This is a genomic window from Leucobacter coleopterorum (assembly GCF_011382985.1).
GTDB lineage: Bacteria > Actinomycetota > Actinomycetes > Actinomycetales > Microbacteriaceae > Leucobacter > Leucobacter coleopterorum.
Genome location: NZ_CP049933.1, coordinates 1,932,879 through 1,957,418 on the forward strand (window position 1 = coordinate 1,932,879; position 24,540 = coordinate 1,957,418).

21 protein-coding genes and 1 pseudogene are annotated in these 24,540 nt (G+C 61.7%); 9 read left to right on the forward strand and 13 right to left on the reverse strand.

Annotated elements, in window-relative coordinates:
• Positions 1-258 precede the first annotated feature (258 nt).
• From G7066_RS16120 to G7066_RS09100, 4 genes are read right to left on the reverse strand one after another with little or no spacing between them, the layout of a single operon-like run.
• Complete coding sequence (locus G7066_RS16120) at positions 259-2,340, reverse strand: 3'-5' exonuclease (protein WP_244303390.1); 2,082 nt, start codon at positions 2,338-2,340, stop codon at positions 259-261.
• Positions 2,280-3,653: a UvrD-helicase domain-containing protein gene (locus G7066_RS16125; RefSeq protein ID WP_244302863.1), complete on the reverse strand. Its 1,374-nt coding sequence runs from the start codon at positions 3,651-3,653 to the stop codon at positions 2,280-2,282. The genes G7066_RS16120 and G7066_RS16125 overlap by 61 nt, the downstream gene beginning before the upstream one ends.
• Positions 3,654-3,658: 5 nt before the next feature.
• Entirely contained in the window at positions 3,659-4,468 is an 810-nt protein-coding gene (locus G7066_RS09095) for a RecB family exonuclease (RefSeq protein WP_166330594.1), read from the reverse strand.
• The gene (locus tag G7066_RS09100) at positions 4,438-6,879 is read right to left on the reverse strand and encodes a UvrD-helicase domain-containing protein (protein ID WP_166330596.1); all 2,442 of its coding nucleotides are present in this window, start codon (positions 6,877-6,879) and stop codon (positions 4,438-4,440) included. Before G7066_RS09100 ends, G7066_RS09095 begins: the two co-directional genes overlap by 31 nt.
• Before the next feature lie 12 nt (positions 6,880-6,891).
• On the opposite strand from G7066_RS09100, the gene G7066_RS16130 reads away from it, so the two are divergent.
• Positions 6,892-7,263, forward strand: a complete 372-nt coding sequence (locus tag G7066_RS16130) for a DUF3107 domain-containing protein (protein WP_244302864.1) — start codon at positions 6,892-6,894, stop codon at positions 7,261-7,263.
• 5 nt (positions 7,264-7,268) lie between these two features.
• Here the strand turns inward: G7066_RS16130 and G7066_RS09110 are convergent, their stop codons facing one another.
• Positions 7,269-8,564: a bifunctional phosphopantothenoylcysteine decarboxylase/phosphopantothenate synthase gene (locus tag G7066_RS09110; protein ID WP_166330600.1), complete on the reverse strand. Its 1,296-nt coding sequence runs from the start codon at positions 8,562-8,564 to the stop codon at positions 7,269-7,271.
• A 36-nt stretch (positions 8,565-8,600) separates the two neighbouring features.
• Here G7066_RS09110 and G7066_RS09115 point away from each other — a divergent pair, with 36 nt between their 5' ends.
• Positions 8,601-9,326: an NRDE family protein gene (locus G7066_RS09115; RefSeq protein ID WP_166330602.1), complete on the forward strand. Its 726-nt coding sequence runs from the start codon at positions 8,601-8,603 to the stop codon at positions 9,324-9,326.
• Here G7066_RS09115 and G7066_RS09120 read toward each other — a convergent pair.
• Positions 9,323-10,480 carry a methyltransferase domain-containing protein gene (locus G7066_RS09120; protein ID WP_166330604.1) on the reverse strand — a complete coding sequence of 386 codons (1,158 nt, stop codon included), beginning with the start codon at positions 10,478-10,480 and terminating at the stop codon, positions 9,323-9,325. The two genes, G7066_RS09115 and G7066_RS09120, sit on opposite strands and share 4 nt — an antisense overlap.
• 9 nt (positions 10,481-10,489) lie before the next feature.
• Positions 10,490-11,209, reverse strand: coding sequence for a ferritin-like fold-containing protein (locus tag G7066_RS09125; protein ID WP_166330607.1), 720 nt, complete (start codon positions 11,207-11,209; stop codon positions 10,490-10,492).
• Between the two features lie 142 nt (positions 11,210-11,351).
• On the opposite strand from G7066_RS09125, the gene G7066_RS09130 reads away from it, so the two are divergent.
• A complete protein-coding gene (locus G7066_RS09130; RefSeq protein ID WP_244302865.1) occupies positions 11,352-12,902 on the forward strand; it encodes a DEAD/DEAH box helicase in 1,551 nt (516 codons plus the stop codon).
• 73 nt (positions 12,903-12,975) lie between these two features.
• On the opposite strand, the gene G7066_RS09135 is transcribed toward G7066_RS09130, so the two are convergent.
• Together G7066_RS09135 and G7066_RS09140 are read right to left on the reverse strand one after the other, a co-directional pair.
• Positions 12,976-13,824 (reverse strand): PHP domain-containing protein, encoded by an 849-nt coding sequence (locus tag G7066_RS09135; RefSeq protein ID WP_166330611.1) that lies wholly within the window; start codon positions 13,822-13,824, stop codon positions 12,976-12,978.
• Between the two features lie 20 nt (positions 13,825-13,844).
• A complete protein-coding gene (locus tag G7066_RS09140; RefSeq protein WP_166330613.1) occupies positions 13,845-14,597 on the reverse strand; it encodes an SDR family NAD(P)-dependent oxidoreductase in 753 nt (250 codons plus the stop codon).
• Positions 14,598-14,713: 116 nt separating this feature from the next.
• Between G7066_RS09140 and G7066_RS09145 the strand changes: the two genes are divergently transcribed.
• From G7066_RS09145 to G7066_RS16135, 4 genes are read left to right on the forward strand one after another with little or no spacing between them, the layout of a single operon-like run.
• Positions 14,714-16,150, forward strand: a complete 1,437-nt coding sequence (locus G7066_RS09145; RefSeq protein WP_166330615.1) for an aminopeptidase P family protein — start codon at positions 14,714-14,716, stop codon at positions 16,148-16,150.
• Between the two features lie 45 nt (positions 16,151-16,195).
• Positions 16,196-17,122 carry an ABC transporter ATP-binding protein gene (locus tag G7066_RS09150; RefSeq protein ID WP_166330618.1) on the forward strand — a complete coding sequence of 309 codons (927 nt, stop codon included), beginning with the start codon at positions 16,196-16,198 and terminating at the stop codon, positions 17,120-17,122.
• Between the two features lie 59 nt (positions 17,123-17,181).
• Complete coding sequence (locus G7066_RS09155) at positions 17,182-17,736, forward strand: ABC transporter permease subunit (protein WP_244302867.1); 555 nt, start codon at positions 17,182-17,184, stop codon at positions 17,734-17,736.
• Positions 17,730-17,921 (forward strand): hypothetical protein, encoded by a 192-nt coding sequence (locus tag G7066_RS16135; RefSeq protein WP_244302868.1) that lies wholly within the window; start codon positions 17,730-17,732, stop codon positions 17,919-17,921. The genes G7066_RS09155 and G7066_RS16135 overlap by 7 nt, the downstream gene beginning before the upstream one ends.
• Before the next feature lie 11 nt (positions 17,922-17,932).
• Here the strand turns inward: G7066_RS16135 and G7066_RS09160 are convergent, their stop codons facing one another.
• Entirely contained in the window at positions 17,933-18,241 is a 309-nt protein-coding gene (locus tag G7066_RS09160; RefSeq protein ID WP_341873784.1) for a YchJ family protein, read from the reverse strand.
• Between the two features lie 101 nt (positions 18,242-18,342).
• Positions 18,343-20,055 (reverse strand): annotated as a pseudogene (locus G7066_RS09165) (DUF885 domain-containing protein).
• 77 nt (positions 20,056-20,132) lie between these two features.
• On the opposite strand from G7066_RS09165, the gene G7066_RS09170 reads away from it, so the two are divergent.
• The gene (locus G7066_RS09170) at positions 20,133-20,348 is read left to right on the forward strand and encodes a hypothetical protein (protein WP_166330623.1); all 216 of its coding nucleotides are present in this window, start codon (positions 20,133-20,135) and stop codon (positions 20,346-20,348) included.
• Positions 20,349-20,425: 77 nt separating this feature from the next.
• Here G7066_RS09170 and G7066_RS09175 read toward each other — a convergent pair whose 3' ends face one another.
• On the reverse strand, positions 20,426-22,039 hold the full coding sequence (locus tag G7066_RS09175) for an aminotransferase class I/II-fold pyridoxal phosphate-dependent enzyme (RefSeq protein WP_166330625.1): 1,614 nt from the start codon (positions 22,037-22,039) through the stop codon (positions 20,426-20,428).
• A gap of 124 nt (positions 22,040-22,163) precedes the next feature.
• Here G7066_RS09175 and G7066_RS09180 point away from each other — a divergent pair, with 124 nt between their 5' ends.
• Positions 22,164-23,078 carry a LysR family transcriptional regulator gene (locus tag G7066_RS09180; protein WP_244302869.1) on the forward strand — a complete coding sequence of 305 codons (915 nt, stop codon included), beginning with the start codon at positions 22,164-22,166 and terminating at the stop codon, positions 23,076-23,078.
• Here the strand turns inward: G7066_RS09180 and G7066_RS09185 are convergent.
• Entirely contained in the window at positions 23,062-24,540 is a 1,479-nt protein-coding gene (locus tag G7066_RS09185; protein WP_166330630.1) for an MDR family MFS transporter, read from the reverse strand. The two genes, G7066_RS09180 and G7066_RS09185, sit on opposite strands and share 17 nt — an antisense overlap.

Here is a 24,540-nt window from a genome sequence, read left to right on the forward strand (position 1 = left end):
CTCGGACCCGCTCACGAGCAGGCACCCCTCAGCGAGGACGATGTCACGAACCTCCTCGACGAAACCCCCGAGGTAAACGATCTACTCTCAGACACCGCAGCATACGAGGCCCTCGATGAGGATCGCATGTTCGGCATGGACACTGATTTCATCGAGCCGCTGCAAGAGTCACCCGCTGATCAGCCGGAATCCCCGCAGATGGCGATGAGCAACTTACTGAGCCAATTGACGACGATCTACCCGAGCCGCCCAGCTCTACTAGCCGCTGAGTTTATCTGCCGCCTGCAACCAGATTTGTTCAAGCTCTTCGAGGCTGCGCGGTTCGTCTCCGCGAAGTTCCACCCCTTCGGCAACGTAAAACAGCGACACGTCGATCAGTGCGGGATCAACTTCGGCCCACTGAGCATATGCGTGTCGATAGAGGTCAAGTTGAAAGAACCGGCTTCGCCGCTCATCGTCGTTGCGAGGTGATTTGCCCGATTTCCAGTCGACAATCTCGTAGCGGCGTTCCGCTGCCTTGGCCGAACCTTCACCATCCAGCAAGTACACTGCGTCAAGCTTGCACACCAGGCTACGACCGGCGAATGGGAGGGTGACCTCTTGCTCAACGGCAATCGGTCGTAGTTGTGCCCAACGAGAACGCTCGAATTGCTCGATCAGGGGTTGCAGTTCACCCTCGGTATCGAGCTCCGCAAAGTCCGCCTCTTCGAAACAGGCAAGTGGGAGTGCTGTACCAAGCGCGGTTGTGGCTCGGCGTTCGACCCACTCGTGAAAGCGGTTGCCGATTCGTGTGCGTCGATAGGGGCGCTGCGGAACGGGGCGCAGACGTTTGCGCTCAGCAACAGCGGGATCTTCCACAAACTCGTGGAAGGTGGAAGCGGTGATGCGGTCGGGGAGCCTCACCGATGCTGGGAGACCGGCAGCTTCTTGCAGGGCAAATCGACGTTCTGCAAGCAAGAGCCGCACGACGTCATCGACCTCATCGTCGTCGCTGGAACCGCTGCTCCGGTTCGCGAGAGCTTCACGCACGGCTTCTGCGGCCCGCAACACAGCACCGGCTCGGGCTCCCAACGGATCCAGTGGCCACTGCAGCGTCATCTCGGCGAGGTCACTCGGGTCACTCTCGTGGTCACTCTCGCCCGGAAGCTGTGCCCCGAGTAGGCCTTCTCCGAGCAGCCCCGCCTCATTGAGTTCAGTCAAAAACTGAGACGGTGGTCTGGCTTTTGTCTGCCCACCCCAGAACGAGCCGCTGAGCAGCAGCCGATCGGCTGAGCGGGTCACTGCGACGTAGGCAAGGCGACGCTCTTCCTCAGCATGACGATCCTTCAATGCCTCACGGTACTCCGCGATCCTGTCGCGAAGTTCCTGCTGAGTCTCAGAAATTCGCCAGTTCAGCGCGGGCCTCGCAGCAGCGTCCCCACGAAGCTCATCGGGAATTTCGCCCGTTCGCAACCACCCGGCACCAGCGCGCGCCTGCCCCGGAAACTCTCCTGCCACCAGGCGCGGCACAGCCACAAGATCCCACTCGAGCCCTTTGGACCCGTGTGCCGTAATCAAGTGAACCGTGCCTGGTGCCGGAGCGGCAACGTGTTCCGCAGTCTCGTCAGCGCTTGTTGCACGCTCAATCCATTCGAGCAGAGAGGCCAGTGTGCCGCGGGTGTCGATCGCCAGGTATCCGTCTACGAGGTCGGTGAACACGTCAAGGTTGGCGTAGGCGTCGGCGTCGGCAGCGTACTGTCGAGCTTCGTTCGCCGCGAGTTCGATATCGAGGCGCAACGCCTGCACGGTCGCATTGATGAGCTCACTGATGCTGCCACCGACGCCCTGCCGAAGCGCCGCCAGCATTCGCCCGGCCTCGCGCATTCGCTCGCGTCCTACTGGGCTGATGTGTTTCAACGCAACATGGCTGAGATCCCGCATCGTGGCGAGTTGGTCGAGAGCATCGACCAGGGTGAATTCGCGGTCAGGATCGGGCAGCACGCTATCAGCCGCTAGCGTTTCGGGGCTCAGCGGCTGCTGAGCCACATCCCTGGAGGCAAACCAACGCGCTGTTTTGCCGAGGCCAGCAATGTCGGCCGCGCCAATTCGAAACCGCGGGCCTGAAAGTACCCGTATGAGCTCGGCGTTTGCGTCTGCGTACCAGAGGCAACGCAGCACACTGACAACGTCAGTCACTTCGGGGGTCGAGAGCAGGCCCCCCAATCCAACAATTCTGTTTGGTACGCCAAGTTGCGTCAGTGCGGCAGCAAACCCAGCCATGGCGCTGCGTTTCCGAAAAATCACGGCTGCACTCGGCAGTTCGCCGTGGCGCGCGAGGTGCGCTTCCCTGGCATCACGCATCCAGGTTGCCACGGCGTATCGTTCTTCATGCACGGTCTCGGGGAATACCCATTCGACGCTGCCCTGCTCCGCGCCCGGCCGGGGTGCGAGCTTTGGCACAGCCACGGCCGCCTCGTCCGCGAGGGGGCCGCAATAACGTTCGCGACGTCGAGCACCCTGCCAGGGTTTCTCCAGCTGGTCGAGAGCGTAAGCGTGGCGGGAGGTGTCGCTGTTTCTCCCCGCCCCCGAAAATCGGCGTGGAAAGACTGCAGCCCCTCGGCCGATGCACCTCGCCACCCATAGATTGACTGGTGTGGATCGCCGACCGCCATGACTGAGCGGCCCGCGAATATGCGCGAAAGGAAGCGCGTCTGCCCGACCGAGGTGTCTTGCACCTCGTCGAGCAAGATCACGCGGTGACGCTGCCGCAGAATGGAGATCGCGTCACGCGACCTTTCAATCGCACGAGTAGCTAATGCCAGCTGATCAGAGAACTCAAGCACGCCGCGGCGCTGTTTCTCTTCAGCGAACTCGCGTGCGAGGCGCGTGATGAGCGGAGTTTCTTTCAGCGCCGCAACCGCGTCTCGCACGGGCGCGTAGACCTTGCCGCTGCGCTCCCCCGTCAGTTCTTTTTCGGAGTAGGGCAGTTCAAGCACCCTCGCGAACTCGGAGACGATCTGGTCGACGCGGTCAAACGATGTGAGGTTGTCGGCAACTGCGTGATCGAGGTTTAGCACGTGATTCACAATCTGCGGCAAACGCAGTTCGCTCTGCACAAGTGCACTGTCGGTGCTCTGCAGAGCGGTTTCGCGGGCGATGCGCCAGGCCGTCGCCTCGTCGATAATCACGGCTCCGGGCGCCACGCCCGCCGCGATCCCAAACTCCTGCAGCACCCCAGCTGCAAACGCGTTGTAAGTGCTGACCTCGGGCAGTTCAAGCCCGTCTGCGAGCAACTCGGTCAGCCGCGCCGCGTGCGCCGCTTCGATCTCACTCAATTGTTCGCGCTCCGCTTGATCCTGCAGCCGCGATACAAAAAGTGCGAGGCGTAAGGAAATACGTTCGCGCAGCTCGCCCGCGGCCTTCCTCGTGAAGGTGAGCCCAAGCACCTGATCTGGCGAGACCAGACCATTTGCGACGAGCCACACGACACGGTTGGCCATGGTCTCAGTTTTTCCGCTACCAGCGCCGGCAACCACGAGAGCGCTACCGCCAAGCGGATGTTCGATGACCGTGCGCTGCTCAGCAGTTGGTGTCAGTGGTACGGCCGGAGGTACCGCAAGGATCTCGGCTATCCGAGTCGCTGAGAACACTGGGGATTGAGGTTCTAGAGTCATACCGTTCACGCGTGGCTCACCGCCTGAACAATGTGGAGCCTGCAGTTTCCTGGTTTGTGTGGATCCGAACAGTGATGCTCAACCCTCGCAGTGAATTCCCCGGCAGCCATAACTCGCGAGACCTTTACCACACGCTCAGATAGTTCTTGAGCTGCCTCGTCAGACAGCGGGCCCTGCGCGCGTTCAACAAAACCGCCGCCACGGGTTGCATCGGGGTGCACATAGAGCAGTCTCGCACCTCCGCTGTGTGTACCCTCTGGCAGTTCTTCACCCGCCGCCAGCCGAAACGCCCCCAGCACCACGCCGAGTTGGTAGGCCTGTAGCTGTGCGTGAGTCTCGGTGTCGGCCTTGCTGGGTGGGTTGCGTCCAGTCTTGAGATCAACCACTGTCACTTCGGCAGATCCGTCAGCCTGGCTTCGCCGTTCAAGCCGGTCAGCCATGCCGCGCAACACGGCACGGTCAATCGGGATCTCAAACAGTGTCTCGCGGCCAACGAGTTCACGATCTGACGCAGCGAACTCGCTCAGATAGTCGGCAAGCCCCGCTGTCATCGCGGCAGCCAAACGCCGGCCACGCTCTGATTCCCACTCCGCGTCAAAGGGTAACTTGTGCCATTCTTTCTCCACAGCAGCAAATAAAGCCTCGGGATCCGGACCCTGCGCCGTCTCAAGCGCGTGATGCACAAGCGTCCCCAGGCTTGCCTGCACGCTCCCGGCTGCACCACCAAGACTCGAAATCACCCAGTCAAGTGGGCATTCCTCAGCTCGCTCAAGCTGAGACGGGCTTACCGGCACACGCAGTTCGGGGTCGGCCACGAGGTCATACAGTGGTGCGGTGGTGCTCTCAGGCAATACCCCATACCAGTCGTCGGGGCGGCACCCGGAACCCCTTCTGCAGCCAGCGCAACAAGTGAGCGAAGCGAAGATTCATCTCCCGGATCCGCAGTCACCCCTCGCCGCAGTTGGGCCGTCGCGCCCCTCAAAGTGAGCCGGGCGCTCGGCAGCTCAGTGACGAGGCATCGCTCTCCGAAGCGAAAGAATGCGCTCGGGTGATGATTCTCATCCGCGATTGCGCACACCAGCAGTTCACCGCGTGTGCGCGAGCAGCTGTGCACGAGCAGGCGCAATTCATCGTGGATGGTTTCTTTACGCGACGGTGCGACGGCTTCTTCGCCGCGCAGCCACCGCTCAAGTGTCGCTGCGCCGAGCAACGACCCGCGTGCGCGCAGATTCGGCCAAGAACCGTCTTGGGTACCGATGACAACGACTATCTGAAATTCCCGCCCAATCGCTCCCTGAGGCGTCGTGACGGTTATGGCCTCTCGCTCGGCGCGCTGGGCGAGGGAGTCCTCAGGAATCGCGCTATCGAGCAACTCTTTCAGAAGAAGCTGGATCGGCCGCTCGCTGTCTTGTTCCTCGTGACGCTGCAGAGCGAAGAAGAGTCCCATGACCGCGTCAAGTGATTTATGAGCCTCTTCAGAACGGACCCCACGCCCTTCAAGCGCGTCATCTTGCCAGCGCTCAGCCAGTCCCGTTTTTTCCCAAAGCGCCCACAGCACCTCGCGTGCGGTTCCTCCGCTCTCTCGCACTCTAACGCCCGCCGCAGCGGTGCGTCCAAGCTTGCGCAGAACGCGCCCTCCAGCGCTGTCAACGATCGGGTGCTCACCCGGGTGTGTAAACGCCTCGGCAACAAAGCCTTCGACGAGCGGCTCGTTGCCTTCACTGGCGTGGACGCCCTGCCGTCCGAGGAGCAATAGTGATCCACGAAGGCGTCGCACTGCAACGGGGTCTAGTCCACCGATGACGCCACCAGCAAGCTGCAATACCTCATGGGGGTCAAGGGGGCTGATATCGAGGGCATGCTGCAGCAATCTGATGAGTTCACGCACAATCTGGTGCTCACGAAGAATCACCCCACCCGCTGCGACTCCTGTGGGCACCTGGTGGCTCGCAAGTGTACGCGCAACCCTGCCTGCCTCGCCTCGAGTGCGGCAGATGACCGCCATCTCGGCCCAAGAGACCGGTTCATCCCTGCCCAGCCCGAGTTTTCGGGCTCGCAATCGGTGCGCAATGATGCCGATTTGCTCCGCGGGTGAAGAGGCTACAACAAACTGGACGGCGTCAGGATCAGAATCTGGCGAAACGCTCTCGGCGGCAATCGCATTGCGTTGTTCGCCGGCACCAACAGCACCCACGCGCGCTGCAAGCTCACCCACAAAGCCTCGCAGCTCGGAATTGTGTCGATACACCGTGCTGAGAACCCCACACTGTTCGGGTTGTGCTGGCGAAGCGAACGCACCCCGACGTTCCAGTTCGGCGTTGAGCCTCGCGAGTACACGCGTACGTTCGCCTTGGAACGTGCCGGTCGCCAGATCTGGATCACCAAACACCCACACCGCGCTGCCAGCACGTACGCACCCCGCGAGCAGCGCCAATTCACCTTCCCCGAGTTCTTGAGCATCGTCGACCAAAATGAGCTTGGGAATTCGCAGCCGACCCGAGTCTTTTGCCCCTGCACCCTGGGCCACGGCGATTCCGTGCAGAGCCGCCGTCGCTTCACGTAACAACGCACTTGAACTCAACTCTGTTGGTCGTTCCACCGCCAAACGGTCTGCCACCGAGGCAATGATGCTCAGTGTCTCCAGCCAACGGTTGGCAAGCTCGACGTCTGGTGCTCGCGTGTGAGCTTCGCGCCGCGACACTTGCTGAACTTCCTTGAGTTCAGTCATTAGCTGTTGCGGTGTCAACCCAAAGTCATCAAGCACTCTCCATAGTTCACGAAGCTCGGCCCGATACGTAGGGCTCTGCACAATCTCGGGTACAAGTTCCGCGGTTGAAAATTCGCCAGCAGCCAACCGCCCGTCTACCACCGCCGCAATGGTCTCATCTTGCACGGTACCCGTGAGGAGACGAGGCGCGGTTTTGCCCTCTATGGCCGCAGCCCTGTTGAGAAGAGCGAAGGCAAAAGAGGTCGCGGTGCGTACCGGGGTACCGCCGAACGCGCGACCAACCGAGCGTTCGAGCAGAGGCCGAAGCTGTGAGGCCACTAATCGATTGGGCGCGAGCGCCAATACATCGAGTTCATCCCACCCCGGCAGATGCAGCACCCGCCGAAATGTTTCGACCAGAACCTCAGTTTTTCCGGTGCCTGGAGCACCCAGAATACGGGCGTGGCGCTCGGGATCAAGCGCCAGCACCCGCATTTGAGAAGGGTCAAAATGGGTCATGCAATTAGCCTAGTGATCACCTCCGACATTGAGAGACTCCGCTACACACTGCGCTCACGGCGAACGGAGCCACAATTCCAGCGCCGGATCGCCGCCACCGCCATAGACTCGAAGCAGAATCAGCAGTGGCACCCTGCCACCATTTTCAAGGAGGCACCCGTGGAAGTTCGTATCGGCATCAAGCACTCACCCCGCGAACTGTCGTTCGAGACCGATTCAACCGCAGATGAGCTTCGCGCGCTCATCCAAGACGCCGCTGCGCAAGATGGCGGGCTCGTTGCACTCACCGACACCAAGGGCAAGCAGTACCTGGTCGATGCTGGGTCGATCACCTATGTCGAATTCGGCGGCGACGCCGGTCGCAAGGTCGGCTTCATTAGCTAATTCAGTCACTCAAGAGCCGCGGCCACCGCATCGAGCAGTGCGTCCGCGGTTTCTTGTTTTGTGCCAGACACACGCTCCACAACCGCCCCAGAGCCGTCAAGAATATGCAGTGTGTTCTCTCTCGATTCGAATCCCTCGTTCCAGCCGACTGAGTTCACAGCGAGCAGGTCGACACCCTTTCGCACGAGTTTACGGCGGCCACGCTCAATCAACTCGACTTCATCTGCAGCGGTCTCCGCGGCAAAACCGACGAGCAACTGGCCAGGACGGCGATCCCGCACCAAACCGACCAGTATGTCGGAATTCTCTACAAGCGTGAGCGTCGGCGGCCCGTCACTGTCCTCTTTGCGAATCTTCTCTTCCGAGACACCCGCAACGCGGTAATCAGAAACCGCCGCAGCCATAATCACAACCTCGGCGCCCGCCGATCCCGCCTGCGCCGCCGATTCAAGCTCGGCAGCAGTGCCAACCGGGATGACACGCACCGCTGGGTTGTCGAGGACCGCTGCGAGCACCGACTCCTCGATGTTCGCGGCGAGCAACACAACCTTTGCGCCGCGCTCTGCGGCAGCCGCGGCGACAGCAACGCCCTGCCGACCGCTTGAACGATTGCCAATGTAGCGCACCGGATCGATCGGTTCGCGTGTGCCGCCAGCACTCACCAGAATGCGCAGGCCCGAGAGCGAGCCTGTCGAATGAGCGGTCGGCGCTGCCACTGTCGGCGCTGCAAGGGGCGCAGGGTCCTGCGCGTCCAGATCCTGAGCCAACGAATCAGGCTCAGCCAGCATTTCCGCCACCCGGGCAAAAATCTGCTCGGGTTCACTCATGCGCCCGGGGCCACTATCGTTTCCGGTGAGACGGCCACTCTCTGGCCCGATGAACTGCACACCTCGCCTGCGCAGAATCGCCACGTTGTCTTGGGTCGCCGCGTGCTGCCACATTTCGGTGTGCATCGCCGGCGCAACAAGTACCGGGGCCCGTGTGGCCAACAGCGTGGTGCCGAGCAGATCGTCGGCGAGACCCGCAGTCATACGCGCGAGTGTGTTGGCGGTGGCTGGAGCAATCACTATGAGGTCAGCCCGCTGTCCGAGGGCAACGTGACGCACTTCGGGAACATCCTCGTGCACCGAGGTGGTTACCGGGTGACGGCTAATCGCTTCCCACGTCGGCTTGCCAACAAACCTGAGCGCGTCGTCGGTCGGCACCACCTGTACGTCGTGCCCCGCCTCAACCAGCAGACGCGCGAGCGCCACAGACTTATACGCGGCAATACCGCCGGTCACTCCGAGTACGATGTTCACACGTCTATCCTCGCACTTTTCGTTGAAAGGAAGAGCATGTGTACCGTCGTCGTTGAGGTTCGGCCCGGCGAATCTACTCGTGTGCTCGCCGTGCGAGACGAAGATCCTGAGCGGCCCTGGGACGGCCCTGGCGAGTGGTGGCCCACGTCTCGCCCAGAGGTTATTGGGGTTCGAGATCGCCGCGCGAACGGAGCCTGGCTTGCTCTCGCGCAGGATCCAGGGCGTCTCGGCGTGATCCTCAATCGCGCCCCTGCCACCGGCGCCTTTGCTGGCGCAGCCCCGACTGAATCACGCGGTGGGCTTGTGCTTGATGCGGTAAGCGGGCGTGTGGTCCCGGACCAACCTCGCACGGGGCCATTTAACCTCGTTGAGGTGTCAGCTGAAGCCACCCACGTGACGAGTTGGGATGGCCTGACCCTCCGCCGAGAGACGCTTTCCCCAGGTGTCCACATGATCGCGCACCACCTCGTTGACGACACACACACCGCCCGGATCGAGCGCTGGCTGCCAGAGTTCACCGCTGCGGCCGAGCTCAGTTCAGACGGCGACTGGCAAAGCCGTTGGCTTGCCGTGCTTGAACGCAGCGCTCAGCTCGGCCCTGAGGACGATCGTGCGATTATTCGCGACAACACCGTTCACGGCTATCCGACACTCTCACTGCTCGTATGCCTCGCGGAGGTGCGGGAGAACGGTGTGGGGCTCACATCCGCCAACCTCACTGAGCCAGGACGCTGGAACACCCCCGTGTTTTCTCCCGCCTAGCGGGAGTCAACGCGTCGCAGCAACACCGCGACCTCGAGGTGCGTCGTGTGCGGAAACATGTCGAATACACGGGCCTCGCACACTTCAAACGACGGCATCGCGGCGAGATCACGCGCGAGGCTCTCGGGGTTACAGCTTGAGTACACAACGTTGGCAATTCCCGCACTGTTTTCTAGCCAGTCGGCGAGATCTGCGCCAATCCCTCGCCGCGGTGGGTTCACAATGACAAGATTCGGGATCGCGTCTTCCTTGGCACCGAGCGCAAACTTAGTCGCGTCGGCCGTTTCGAAGCGGGCCTCGATGCCAGCCTCGTTTGCGCTGCGACGCGCAGATCGCACGGCCGCTTCGCTCAGTTCTACGCCGAGCACCTCGCGCTGGGTGTCACCAGCGGTCGACGCGCAGTGCAGTGCAAACCCTCCGACGCCACAGTAGAGATCCCACAGTGAATCGGGATTGACCCCATCCACCCACTCCGACACCTGTGCATAGAGCGCCCGCGCCACAGTAGTGTTCGTTTGGAAGAAACTCTGCGGCTGCAGGTGGAGTGCGAGATCGTCGAGTTGCATCGAGAGCGACGAGCCGAGCAGTAGCTCTTCGCGATCCCCCTCCAGCACGGCCTTGTGCTCTGGCAGCAAGTTCACGGAAATCACAGCGGCGCCGGGCACTGCCTCACGCAGTTGTGCTAGCGCACGCCGCAGCCGATCCAGCCCGTGTTCACTGCGCACCACAAAACGAAGCATGAATTCGCCACCCGGCGCCTCGGTCACGTGGACATATTTCAGTTCGCCCTTGCGCCGCGGCACATCGTAGGGTTCGAGCTCCGTGACCTCGAGAAACGCGGCAAGCTTCGGAATCACTTGCCGAATGCCGGGCGACTGAATCAGGCAGTCTCGCAGATCCACACCCCGCCCGTCGGGCCCCAAAATACCGAGGGTCACGGCACCAGCTACTCCCCCAACAACCAACTTGGCTTTGTTGCGAAATTCGTGGTCTTCACTGCGGAAGGGAGACAGCCAGACACCATCGGGAATCGACGGGAGCGTCTCACGACACCGCAACTGTTTGTCGCGCAGCTGAGCTTCGTAGGGGGTTTCGATCAGGGCGCAGGATCGGCAGCGCCCGGCCTCAAAATACTTGCAGTGCGGCAGGCTCATGTGCGTGGCCTAGGCCGTAAGGCCCAACCCGTCCATGCGGCGAATGTGGTCAGCGATGAGTTCGGTAAACACTGGCTCCACCTCGCTCGCAACAAAAGGACGGTTCTCGCTCAGCGAGAGCACGGCTCGCGACACCAACAGGGTGTCTCCGACAAGCCTGCGACCCCAGAGCGCGAGCCAGCTCGACAGTCCTTCGTCGTTAGCGATGGCTTGTTCAAGAAGTTCTTTCACTTCACCGCGGCCGGTGTCGTCGCTCAGGATCGCGATGGCTTCGCTGCGGTAGTTGTCTTTGAGGCCTGACGCGATTGTCGCGAAGAAGTCGTCGAAGAGACCGCCCACTAGAAAGAGCGAAAGTACGTACTGGTGCCAGTCTGGAGTGTCGATCCGCTCCACGTACTCATCAATGACCTGGGTGAACGGAGCCATGACCGTGTGCGGTTCGTGGCCTCGTTTGCGAATTTCGGCGGTGAGTCGCTGGTGTTTCGAGAGCGTTTGCCCGGCTACGCGAGCAAGCACGTCTTTGGCTTCCAGCGTCGGAGCACCGGAGACCGCGCGGGTCGCAGCCTCATACAGTTCTAGTTGCAGATAGGCAGTTAGCCCCAAAAACGGCAGAATTGCTGGGGCAAACTCGGCGAGTTCCACCCGCTCGGTATCGGCATCGTCGCCGCGCGATCGTACCTTACGCACGGGCGCTCTATTTTTGCGCAGCCCCTTGATCCACTCGAACACTCTGTCAGCTTACCGTCGGTTGCGACGATGGTCGGCATAGACTGAACGCCGTAAGTATTCATCGTCGGCGCCACTGGAGCGTCGACCGCTGCGCTTGTGAGTAATGTGTGCGCAGCAATCAACATTTCGAACAGGACGCAACGTGACGACTTTCCTTGAACTCGGCGTCGACCAAGACATGGTCGACGCGCTCGCAGAGCGCGGCATTACAGAGGCTTTCCCGATCCAGGAGCAGACCATTCCGCTCGCGATCTCTGGGCAGGACATCATCGGCCAGGCCAAGACTGGCACCGGCAAGACGTTTGGCTTTGGACTGCCCGTACTGCAGCGCATTGGCAAAAATCCCGAGCCCGGTGTGCAGGCACTGATTGTTGTGCCAACCCGCGAGCTCTGTGTGCAGGTCTACGAAGACCTGGAGCTCGCCACCAAAAATCGCAACGCGACCGTTGTGCCCATTTATGGCGGTAAGGCCTACGAGGGTCAGATCGATCAGCTAAAAGCTGGTGCGCAGGTGATCGTTGGTACCCCGGGTCGTCTGCTCGACCTCGCGAACCAGCGCCTCCTCGACCTCAAGAATGTGCGCGAGATGGTGCTCGATGAGGCCGACAAGATGCTCGATTTGGGCTTCCTCGCCGATATCGAAAAGCTCTTCTCAATGACGCCCGCGGTGCGCCACACACTGCTATTCTCGGCAACCATGCCCGGCACTATCGTGGCACTCGCGCGCCGCTTCATGTCGAACCCGATCCACATTCGCGCGACCGATCCCGACGAGGGTGCGGCTCAGGCAAACATCGAACACATCATTTACCGGGCTCACTCGCTCGACAAAGACGAGATCATCGGACGCATCCTGCAGTCAGAGGGCCGCGGCAAGACCGTCATCTTCATGCGCACCAAGCGCGCCGCAGCGAAATTACAGGAAGAACTGTCGGATCGCGGGTTCCCCGCTGCGGCCGTGCACGGTGATCTCAATCAGGATCAGCGCGAGCGCGCAATGGCCGCGTTTAAGTCAGGCAAAAAAGACATCCTGGTTGCGACCGAGGTCGCTGCGCGTGGAATCGACGTTGATGACGTCACCCACGTCATCAACCACACGGTCCCCGACGATGACAAGACCTACCTGCACCGCGTTGGTCGCACCGGCCGCGCGGGTCGCACCGGCATCGCGGTCACCTTTGTTGACTGGGACGACATGCACAAGTGGGCGCTCATCAACAACGCACTTGAGTTCGGCATCGCCGAGCCTGTCGAGACTTATTCGTCTTCGCCGCACCTCTTCACTGATCTCAACATTCCCGAGGGCACAAAGGGCCGGCTGAAGGCCACCCCCGTGAAAGATGGCCCGCCGCGCGGCGGGCGCAGCGGTTCCGATCGCCGCGGTGGATCCTCACAGGGATCCGGTGCAGGTTCCGGCTCCGGCGAGGGCGAAAAGCGCGAGGGCTCAACCCGCACGCGTCGCCGCACCCGCAGCGCGAATCCTCGCGGCAGCGGCCGCCACGAAACCCACGGCCACGAACAACACGGTCACGATCTTGAGGGTGGCAGCGAGCCGGGCGCTTCGCTCGATCCCGCGCCCTCTGCCGATGGCGCGACCGCACCTCGCCGCAGGCGTCGTCGCCGTCGCACGAGTGGAGCGAGTGGAGCTGACAGCTCAGACGCTCAGTCAACCCAGGCCACAGAGTCGGAGTAATTCGCGATTATGAGTTGCACGGGTGGGCATCCTCGCCCGCCCGTAATACCAAGACCAGTGGCTCAACACCTCACTAGCGTGGAGTCGCCACCCGATCGCGAATCTCTGCGACCAGCTCTGTACCCGTGCGCTGCTCACCGAGGCGGTTCGGTTTGCCAGCGCCGTGGTAGTCGCTCGCACCTGTGACAACCAGACCAAGATCCACGGCAGCCGCGCGCAGTGAAACAACCCAATCAGCCCGATTCTCGGGATGCTCCAGTTCGACACCCCACAGGCCAGCAGAAGCGAGCTCTCCCAGCTCCGCGGCAGAAAAAGGCGCGCGCATTCGGTGTGCCGCGGGGTGCGCAAGCACCGGCAGCCCACCCGCAGCACGCACGAGTTTGACGGCCTCGACAGTTTCGAGCGCGTAGATCGGCATGTAGTACGGCCCCCGTGGGCTCAGGATGGTCTCGAAGGCGGCGCTCCGATCCGCCGCAAACCCGGCAGCCACAAGCGCGTCGGCAAGGTGCGGCCGCCCGACGCTGCGTCCCGCCGCCAGCAGTACCGCATCCCAGTCGACCTCAAAATCTACCGCGAGCAAGTCTGCCATGGCACGCGCACGAGAAACCCGAGAGTCTCGCAGCAGCGCCATCTTGGCACCCAATTCAAGGTCAAGAGGATCGGGGCCGTAGGCGAGCAGGTGCGCCGACCGGACCCCCGTGTGCGTTGTGAGTTCGATTCCCGGCAAAAACTCGACCCCGGCAGAGGCAGCCGCGATCCTCGCCTCGTCCCACCCCGCGACCGTGTCGTGGTCGGTCAGCGCAAACCCGTCAAGCCCGATTGCCGCAGCTTCCTGGGCAATAGCGGAGGGAGTTGTGGTGCCGTCGGAGCGCACCGAGTGCGTGTGGAGGTCAAACCCTCCCTGCATCTGCGCGGCAACCATCCCTCCATAGTATTGGCCCGCTACTGTGCTGTGTAACCACCGTCAACGAGGTGGTAGCTGCCGGTGACAAATGATGCGGCGTCACTCGCGAGGAAAGTGACGAGATTTGCAACCTCGTCTGCACGGCCCAACCGTCCGATCGGGTGCTTTTCCACGAGTCCCTCTTTCACAGATGCGTCAGCCCCCGCGAGAAGTGGGGTATCGATGTACCCCGGCCCAACGGAGTTGACGCGCACACCAGCAGCAGCGTACTCAAGCGCAGCGGCCTTGGTGAGGCCAACGACCGCATGCTTCGTCGCGACATAGGCGGGTGAATACGCGGTGCCAACACTGCCAAGGATCGAGGCGATGTTGACGACCGCTCCTCCACCGTGCTTCGACATGGTCGCAACCTGGGCGCGCGTGCCACGGAACACAGCGTTGAGATTGATGCTGACCACCTTCTCCCAGTCAGCGTCGCTGTAATTGCCGGTTGGTCCGACAGAGCCGCCGATCCCCGCGTTATTGACCCCTATACCGAGAGGGGCAAGCGCTTCTGCAGCACGAATCGTCTCTTCAACGACCTCGGTCGAAGCAGCGTCACCCGTAACCGCAACGGCGACCCCGCCGGCGGCCTCGATCTCAGCGACAACAGCGTTTGCGTGTTCCGCGTTCAGGTCTTGCACCACCACCTTCGCACCATTTGCTGCGAGCAGTTTTGCGACCGCTCGCCCAATCCCTGAGCCAGCGCCGGTGACCACCGCTGAACGATCTGCGACATCGTACGTTGCCATTACACAAACCCTTTCGCCTTGAGAGAGCGGGGACGCTCCCTCTGCCTCCACAAGCTACGCCCGCTTGCTGACCTGACAGACAGCCTGAAAGCAAAAGAAAGTGAGAGGATGGGGAGATGACCGCACTAGACAACCTGGACTCGGCCGCCGATCTGAGCAGCACCGGCACGCAGGCACCCGATACCCACGACGTAAAAATAGACAACAGCAATCGGAGCACCACCCCTCAGTCCGATCGTTTCCTCGATTACATTTCAAACCACTGGGCTGATCGCCCCGAAGAGTTGCCGTCAGCGCTGCCGGTCACGGCCCACACCAGCGGCCGCCGCGCCGCGCTCGCCGCGCTATTCCCGGGTAAGCGCCTCGTCATTCACGCGGGTGCGATGAAGCAGCGCTCCAACGACACGTTCTACCAGTACCGCCCCCACAGCGCTTTTGCGCACCTCACGGGCTGGGGTTCCGAGAGCGAACCCGGTGCGATCCTGGTGCTTGATCCCACCCCCAACGGGCATGAAGCGACCCTATACTTCCGCGAGCGCGCGGGACGTGACAGCGACGAGTTCTTTGCAAACCCCGAGATCGGTGAGTTCTGGATCGGCCCACGCCCATCCCTCGCACAGGTTGCAGCGGCGCTCGATGTGCCGACTGCCCCGCTCGAGGCATTCGAGTCTGCCGAGGGCGAGTTGACACTTGAGAACGAAGAACTCATTCAGGCAGCCTCTGAGCTGCGTCTTGTGAAAGACACCTACGAAATCGCCGAGATGCAGGCCGCGGTCGACGCAACCGCAAAGGGCTTCGAAGATGTGCTCGCGGCACTGCCCAAGGCCAGCGCGCACAAGCGCGGAGAGCGCATTGTTGAGGGTGTCTTCAACCAGCGCGCCAGGCTCGACGGCAACACCGTAGGTTATGAGACGATTGCGGCTGCAGGATCACACGCCTGCACCCTGCACTGGATTCGTAACGATGGCGAGGTGCGCGAGGGTGACTTGCTCCTGCTCGATGCCGGTGTTGAACTCGACAGCCTCTACACCGCCGACATCACCCGTACCGTACCCATTTCGGGCACGTTCAGCCCGGTACAGCGTCGCGTGTACGAGGCCGTACTTGAGGCCGCCGACGCAGCTCGCGCGATCGTCAAGCCTGGCGTCCGCTTCGGCGACGTGCACGAAGAGGCCATGAAGGTCATCGAGCGTCATACCCGCGAGTGGGGCTTGCTTCCCAGCGCTGAGAACGATCCAACCGCCTACTACCGCCGTTACATGGTGCACGGCACCAGCCACCACCTCGGCATGGACGTGCACGACTGCGCCCAGGCGCGGCGTGAACTCTACCTCGACGGTGTGCTCCGCGCTGGCATGGTGTTCACCATCGAGCCGGGTCTCTATTTCCAACCCGATGACCTCACGGTGCCCGAGGAGTTCCGCGGCATTGGTGTGCGCATTGAAGACGACATCGTTGTCACCGAAGACGGCTGCGTCAATCTCTCAGCCGGGATCCCGCGCACCGCGTCAGACGTCGAGGCATGGATCGCGAAGGCCCAGCAAGGCGCCTAAATACCCCACTTGCCTGGCGACTGTCAACAGGTCTACATTGAAGCTATGACAACGGCAGTAGCTTTCGAGGCCGTCACGAAGCGCTTCGGCTCGACCGAGGCGCTTCGTGGGGTCACGCTAGAGATCCCGAGCGGTTCTGTGTTCGGGATCATTGGCCCAAACGGTGCGGGCAAAACCACGGCGATGCGGATCCTGCTGGACCTGATGCGCCCCAGTTCAGGCAGCGTGAAGGTACTCGGTTTCGGTCCGCGCGAGGGTGGCGTCGCACTTCGACGCAACATCGGCTATCTGCCCGGCGAGCTGATCCTTGAGGGCCGGGTTACAGGTGCTGCGCTTCTCGCACATTACACGAGGCTGAGCGGCCATGTGAGGCGCGGACGCATCACCGAGCTTGCGGATCGGCTTGGGGTCGATCTGCATCGCCAGGTTCGCACCCTCTCCAAGGGCAACAAGCAAAAACTCGGTATCATTCAGGCCCTCATGCACGAACCTGAACTGCTGATACTTGATGAGCCCACAAGTGGCATCGACCCGCTGGTGCAGCAAACGTTTCACGCGCTGGTTCACGAGGCTCAGGATCGCGGGGCAACGGTATTGCTCTCTTCGCACGTGCTCAGCGAGGTTGAACAGGTCGCCGAGCAAGTCGCGATCCTAAAACAGGGTGAAATCGTTACCACGAGCACGGTTTTGGCACTCCGCGAAACAGCCAAACGCCGGATCAGCGCAGTCCTGTCTGGGGCGGATGCGTCCGAAGTCCGGGCTAGTCTGGCGTCGATCCCGAATCTCGGTGAGGTTCGGGTCGTTGAACAAGAGAACGCCCTGACACTTCGCCTTACCGGCGTTCTCGGGGGCAATCCGGACCCCCTGGTGAAAGCCCTCGCCGCGTTCTCGGTTGCGGATGTCAGCATAGAGGCTCCCAACCTTGAGGACGCGGTTCTCGATCTCTATGGCCAGAACGGTGGTGCATCATGACTGGGCTCTCAAAGCTGCCCGTTCTACGGCACAGTCTCCGGGCTTCTTGGCGGCCCTTCATGGGATGGTCCATAGGCATCATCGCGGCACTCAGCCTGTACCTTCCGCTATTCCCCTCGCTGGGCGGCGACTCCGGCATGAAGGAACTCATTCAGCAGTTACCCCCACAGCTCACGTCTGCACTGGGGTACCAGAGCATTACGACGGGAGCAGGGTACGCGCAGAGCACCTTTTTCGGTCTGATCGGGTATCTGCTGTTCAGCAGCGCCGCGATTTCATGGGGCTCACGGGCCATCGGTGCTGACGAAGAGCGCGGCACGCTTGAGCTCACTCTCGCTCACGGCGTTGGTCGCACCCAGTTGTTACTCGAACGCTGGGCGGCGCTCGCAATTCGGTTGCTGAGTCTCGGGGCCGTTGTGTTTTTGGTGGTGCTCTTTTTGAACGGCCCGAGTGAGCTGGACCTGAAGGCTGGCGGGATCGCCGCTGGTTCCCTGGCGCTCTGCACGGCCGCGCTACTCTCAGGCACGGCCGCCATCGCGGGTGGTGCCCTCTTCGGAAGACGAAACGCCGCCTTGCTCGGGGTGCTGGCATTGCCGTGCTGGGCTACGTGCTGAACGCGGTGGGCAACCAGGGCGATGCCTTGAAGAGCCTGCTCGACTACTCCCCGATCCACTGGGCGTATGGAAACGAACCGCTGCTTCACGGACTGGGTGCTGGCATGTGGCTGTTGCTCGCCTGCATCGTGGCGCTACTCGTCGCTGGTGTGCTGCGCTTCCGGGCTCGCGACATCGGCCGCTAGGCACCCTTCAGCTAAAGCTCCACCCCGTCAATGTAGCTCCAGCGCCCCTGCTCGTCTCGGACAAACCGACTGCGCTCGCGCTGCTCCAGCCGACCGTCTGGTGTGCGCGCCACAGCAGTAAAGGTCACCTCACCGTCACTGTCGAACGGACCACCAGCTGTTGTCTGCTCGATCACGAGACGACGCCACTCGACCTGATGGTCAAGCTGCAGAGATCGTGGGCGCGTTGACGAGTGCCAGCTTCGCAGCAGGTAGGAGTCAAGTCCAAGCACAAATGCGCTGTAGCGGGATCGCATGAGCCGCTCGGCAGTGGGAGCCACGTTCCCAGAGTGCAGCGATCCACAGCAATTCGCGTACGGCTCGCCCCTGCCACACGGGCAAGATCCACTTGTGGAAGGGGTGAGATCGCGCTCAGTCATTGTTAGCGACCATCAAATTCTCCGCGCAGTGCGCGCTCAAGTGTGTCGAGGCGCACGCCGCCGAGCGCGAGCGCGCTGCGATGGAAGTCACGCACGTCGAAGGTTTCGCCGAGCGAGGCCGCACGCTGCGCCGCTTCATCACGCAGCTGTTCCCAAATACGTTGACCAATTTTGTAGGACGGCGCCTGGCCCGCCCAACCGAGATAGCGATTCACCTCAAAGCGCACAAAACTGTCGTTCATGTTGACGTTGTCGCGCATGAACTCCAGGGCGTAGTCGCCGTCCCAAACGCCACCACCATCAGGACGCTGTTTGCCAAGGTGCACACCGATGTCGAGCACCACGCGCGCCGCACGCATCCGTTGTCCGTCGAGCATGCCGAGACGATCGGCTGGGTCGTCGAGGTAGCCCAGCTGTTCCATCAGGCGCTCAGCGTACAGTGCCCACCCCTCTGCGTGACCCGAGGTACCAGCGAGTTGACGCCGCCACTCGTTGAGCAGACCACGATTCACCACAGCCTGACCGATCTGCAGGTGGTGGCCTGGAACACCCTCGTGGAACACCGTCGTCAGCTCACGCCAGGTATCAAACTCAGTCACACCCTCGGGCACCGACCACCACATGCGGCCCGGGCGCGAAAAATCATCGGCGGGGCCGGTATAGTAAATGCCGCCCTCTTGGGTCGGGGCGATCATGCACTCGAGCGTGCGAATTTCGGCAGGAATGTCGAACTGGGTCTCAGCCAGCTCTGCAACCGCGCGGTCGCTGGTCTCCTGCATCCAGCGCTGCAGTGCATCGGTGCCGTGCAGCTTGCGAGCAGGATCATTCTCCAGCAGGGAAATTGCCTCGGCGATGATCCCCGGCCCTGGTTTACCACCCGGCACGATTTCGGCGGCAATTCGCTGCTGCTCGTCAACCATGCGCGCGAGCTCCTCGATTCCCCACTCGTAGGTTTCGTCGAGATCAACTCGCTTACCGAGGAAACCCTCTGATGCTCGCTCGTAACGCTCTCACCCAAAAGCGTCCGCCTCGGGTGCGTGCGGCGCAATCTCTCGCTCCAAGAACTCTGCAAGCTCGGCGTAGGCGCGCTCAGCTCCCTGCGCCGCTTCCACGAGATCCCGAGCCAAAGACTCAGGCATGCCCACAGCCCCCTCGGCCATAGCAGAGAACGTTCCCCCTTCCACTGCGCCTGCTATGCCGGCGGTGCGCCGCGACTGCTCGGACACCTCACGCACCTGCCGAATCGATGGCACGAGACCACGAGCAACTCCCTGCGAGAGCGAGGTCCGGTACCCGGCAAGCGAGTCTGGAACCGCAGTCAGCCGCTCAGCAATCACACTCCAGTCCTGCTCTGATTCCGTGGGCATGAGGTCGAAGATGTCACGAACCTGCTGAGGCGGCGACTCCAGCACGTTGAGGTCACGCAGATGCTCACCAGCCTCGTAGCTTTCGATCCCGTGCCGGAGTTCAGCGGAGAGATCGGCCTGTGTCACCGCATCAATCGCGTCAACAACCGGAGCCACCAGCAGCGAATTGAGGGTCGAGCGCTCAGTCTCGACGACCGCCTCAGCGCCCTCTGGTGAGTAGTCAGGAAGCCGATTGTTGACCTCACTACGACCAATGTAGGTCCCAAGGTTAGGCGCGAGTGTAACGAGGGTATCAACCCAGCTCTCAGCGGTGGCATCGATAGCGGTGGGTATGCGTGGTGCGGTCATGCCTCTACCCTATTAGGGATAAGATGATAGGGATCGGCGCTCGGCGCCAACATCATCAGGTACCGCGAGGAGACAACGTGAAGATCCGCACCCGCATCGCAACTGCAGTGACCGTAGCTCTCGCTTCGGTGTTCGTAGCAGCACCCGCTTTCGCTACCACTGGCGAGGTTCAGTTTTCTTACGCGGGAGACCCGCTTGACGTCGTTGCGATCTCGATCGTGGGTGTCATCTTGCTCGCGATTGTACTGATCGGCTCAACTCTCATCGGCAACCTCTTCGAGAAGAAGAAGTAACCCCAAGCATTTCAAAAGGGTGGTGCTAATCCTTCGGGATCAGCACCACCCTTTTATTTCAAGCAGTCGGGCAGAAACTACCGCGCTACTCGGAACCCAGCAACCCCTGCATCCACTGCACCACGAACGTAACCGGTCGGTGACGCAGCGACTGCCCTTAAGAATGCAACTGTTTCGGCCGTGATCTCCTCACCAGGAATCAAGTTCGGGATCCCCGGAGGGTACGCCGCGAGGGTGTCGGCGGACACGCGTCCGACCGCCTGTTCAAACGAGACAACTTCACTCTCACCAAAGTAGGCCTCGCGGGGCAGCACTCGAAGCATTCCCGGTGCTGGGAGCGCCGGGAACACTTCAAGAGAAGCCTCTTCTCCCGAAGACTCTCGCAGCGCTTCTGCCTCAGCGACAACAGCCATGAGCGCGTCCATAAACCGATCGAGATTGGGAGCATTGAGTGCGCCAATCACAGCAACAACCGACGTCGCGGTCGACATCTCCAGGTACACACCGTGCTGCTCGATCATGCGTTTGCGCACCCAGTGACCGCTCTGACTGAGGCCCGAGACGTCGATCGGCACGCGCAGCACGTCAGTGTGAACGATATCGGGGAACCGCTCGAAGTCGTCGCTGATGATCGTGAATCGCGAGTCAGCCCGCAGTCGCGCGCGCATTTCGGCGGCAATCTTCACGGCTTCCCCGATGCGATCCTGCCCAGTGACGAGCGCTTGCCTGGCCACATCAAGCGACCCCATCAGCACGGCACTCGCCGAGGTGGAAGAGGTCATTGAGTAGGCACGCTCGACCAGCGGTTCGAGTCGCTCAGCAAAGGGGCCTTCTCCGAGGTGCAGCATCGCGGACTGCGTCAGCGATCCTGCGAGCTTGTGGGTACTCGAGATCACAAGGTCAGCACCGAGACGAGCGGGAGATTCAGGTAGCTCAGGATGGAACCCGAAGTGCGCACCCCAGGCACCGTCAACGATCAACGCTGCGCCGTGTGCGTGAGCAACCGCGGCAAGACCGGCCACGTCGGCGACCGACCCGAAGTAGCTCGGAGACACTGTGTAGACACTCGAAACCGCGCGACCGGCTTCGGCCTCAGCGGCAAGCGCCTCATCCAACGCGTCCGGAGTCAGGCCGTGGGCGATGCCGTGTTGCAGGTCGACCGTTGGCGATACGAACGCCGGGTTCAACCCAGAGAGCAGCACACCGTCAGTGAAGCTGGAGTGCGAACTGCGCTGAACGAGCACTCGCTCCCCCAGGCCACGAACGGCGATCGCAGCGGTGCGATTGCCCTGCGAGGCACCGTTGGTCAAGAACCAGGTGCGCTTCGCTCCCCACGCTTCAGCCGCGAGCGCCTGAGCTTCTCGGAGCGGTGAGTCGTCACCCAGGTCAATACCTTCGAGCATGAGCGGAGCATCAAGTTCAGCAACACGGGCACCAAACAAGTCAACAATGTGCTGCGAACCGTGCTGGGGGTCGTTGCCGTGACCGGGCACCATAAATGACAGCGGCGATGAGTTGCCAAAACGCCTCAGAGCGTCTGCGTAGGGCGCGCGCTGTTGGGCAGCCGAAACAGGGCGTAACAGCGAACTAGAAGTCGTTCCCACGGTTATCGCGGCCATTGCGGAGCCTTGATTACCCACGGAACCCTGGTCACCCGCAAGTTCAGGCGCACTGGTGTCTTGATGAAGCATGAAGTAAGGATGCACCTGTTGGAGGCGGATGAGAACCCCTTATTGCACTTTCGGGAACCATACACAGTATTGAGCAAGTATGGTGGATACACCATCTCTGTTCCATACCACGTTAGGTTCGCTCGTGATCGATCTTCGCCAGTTACAAGCACTCAGCGCCGTTGCTGCAGAAGGGTCCGTGGCTCGCGCAGCAACGCGCCTGGGGTGGAGCCAACCCACAGTCGACTATCACCTGCGCAATCTCGATCGCCTCGTCGGTGCCGATCTGACAACCCGCAGCACACGAGGCAGCAAACTCACAACGGCGGGCGCTCTCATGCTTGAGCGCGGTGAAGAGATCCTGGGGCTCGCGGATCGCGCACTCACCGACGTGCGCGATCTCTCTAAGCTGGGCAGGATCCGCCTCCGATTTGGAACCTTCCCAACCGCGGCTGCTCGTCTCCTCCCCGGTATCGCAGCCCGAACCGCCGAACTCGGCATTGAGCTCGACACCATGCTCGAAGAACTCACCCCCCTGGTCACGCGGGTGAACCAGCGCACCCTCGACGCGGCACTCGTCTACGCAGCGGGTGGCTACCAACTCCCCTTCCGTGCCGAAGTACACACTACTCACCTCTTTACTGATCCAATGCTGCTTGCGCTCCCCTCAACTCACCCCGCTGCCAAACATCAGAGATTCAACCGCGAGGCGTTCCTATCGCTCTCCGACGACAACTGGGTGACAGGCTCGACACCGGGCGATACCCTCGACGACCTGGTGCGCGAAGCGTTCCAGGCAGACGGACACAAGGTCAACGTCGCGATCCGAACCGACGACTACTCCGTGGTACTCGGACTCGTTGCCGCAGGCATGGGAGTTGCCCTCGTACCGAGCCTCGCCTCAAACAATCCACCTGAGGGTGTGGTGCTCCGACCGATCGAAGATCCGCGCTTTACTCGAGAGCTTCTCCTCGCTGCGCCAGCGGGGCCGGGCGGCCCCTCGGCGGCCGTGCGTCAGCTCGCCGAGGTGGTACGCCGCTCGATTACAGCTCTTGGGTAACGGTTTCCGAGGGCGCGGAATCCCGCACGAAAAAGGCGATCACCACACCAATTGTGGCCGCGACTCCCCCAATCAGGAATGCTGCACGAGTACCCATTGCAAGGGCGTGTGCATCTACAGCCTCGGGTGATCCAGCGGCACCCGTTGAGACGATCGTCATAACGGTCACAAACAGTGCGGTTCCGGCAGCTCCGGCCACCTGCTGCACTGTAGCAATCGTCGCGCTTCCATACGAAGCAAGCTGCTGAGGCAGCGACCCCAAAGACACCGTAAACAGGGGCGTAAAGACACCCGCGAGCCCCAGACTCAGCAAGAGGTGCGTTGCAAGCACCTGCCAAACCGAGGTGGTGTCGGTGAACAGCCCCATACTCCATAGAGCCATGGCGGTGAGGATCGTTCCAGGGATCAGCACAAAGCGCGCGCCGCGACTATCAACCATACGCCCGACAATGGGCCCCATCAGGCCCATCAGCAGACCACCAGGAAGCAACAACAGTCCGGTTTCAAGTGTGTTGTGTCCGAGCACGTTCTGCACGTAAATGGGGAGCAGGATCAACGAGCCGAACAGTGCCATCGCGCTGAATACAAAGAGCACCACTGAGAGCGCAAACGGCCGCGAGTGGAACGTGCGCAGGTCGAGCAACGCACGATCCTGTTTCTGCAGCAGTAACTGTCGCCAAATGAAAATTCCGAGGGCGATGCATCCCACCACCAGCGGAATCCAGGGCTCAATCATCGCGTCCCCGTTCGCAGCGGAGCCGATCTGGCTGAGGCCGTACACGATTCCGCCGAACCCCAGCGCCGACAGCACTACCGAGAGTGCGTCGATCCTTGCCTTGCGCTGCTCGCCTACGTTCGGCATGCGCAGGATCCCGAGCACCAGCGCCACCAGGGCGATCGGCAGCACCACAATAAAGAGCCAGCGCCAGTCGAGCACCTGCAGAATCAAGCCAGAGAGTGTCGGCCCGAGCGCGGGTGCGACCGAGATGACGATGGAGATTCGTCCCATCAACCGGCCGCGCTGGTTGTCGGGCACCAGAGTCACAACCGTGGTCATCAGAAGCGGCATCATGATGGCCGTGCCACACGCCTGCACAACACGCCCAATGACGAGCACACCAAATCCCGGCGCGGCGGCCGCGATCAGCGTGCCGAGCGAGAACAGTGTCATCGCGGTAATGAACAGCGTGCGTGTAGTCAATCGCTGAATGAGCATGCCCGTGATCGGGATCACCACGCTCATCGTGAGCAGAAACGCGGTCGTCAACCACTGACCTGCCGAAGCAGTGATGTGAAGATCCTCCATCAATCGCGGCAGCGCCACGCCCATGACGGTCTCGTTCAGGATCACCACAAACGCTGAAATGAGCAACAACCAAATGGCAAGCTGTTCGCGCGCACCAAACACTTTTTCGGCGGGTGAACCAGCGGATTGAGAAGAGTCATCGGCAGATTTTGACAT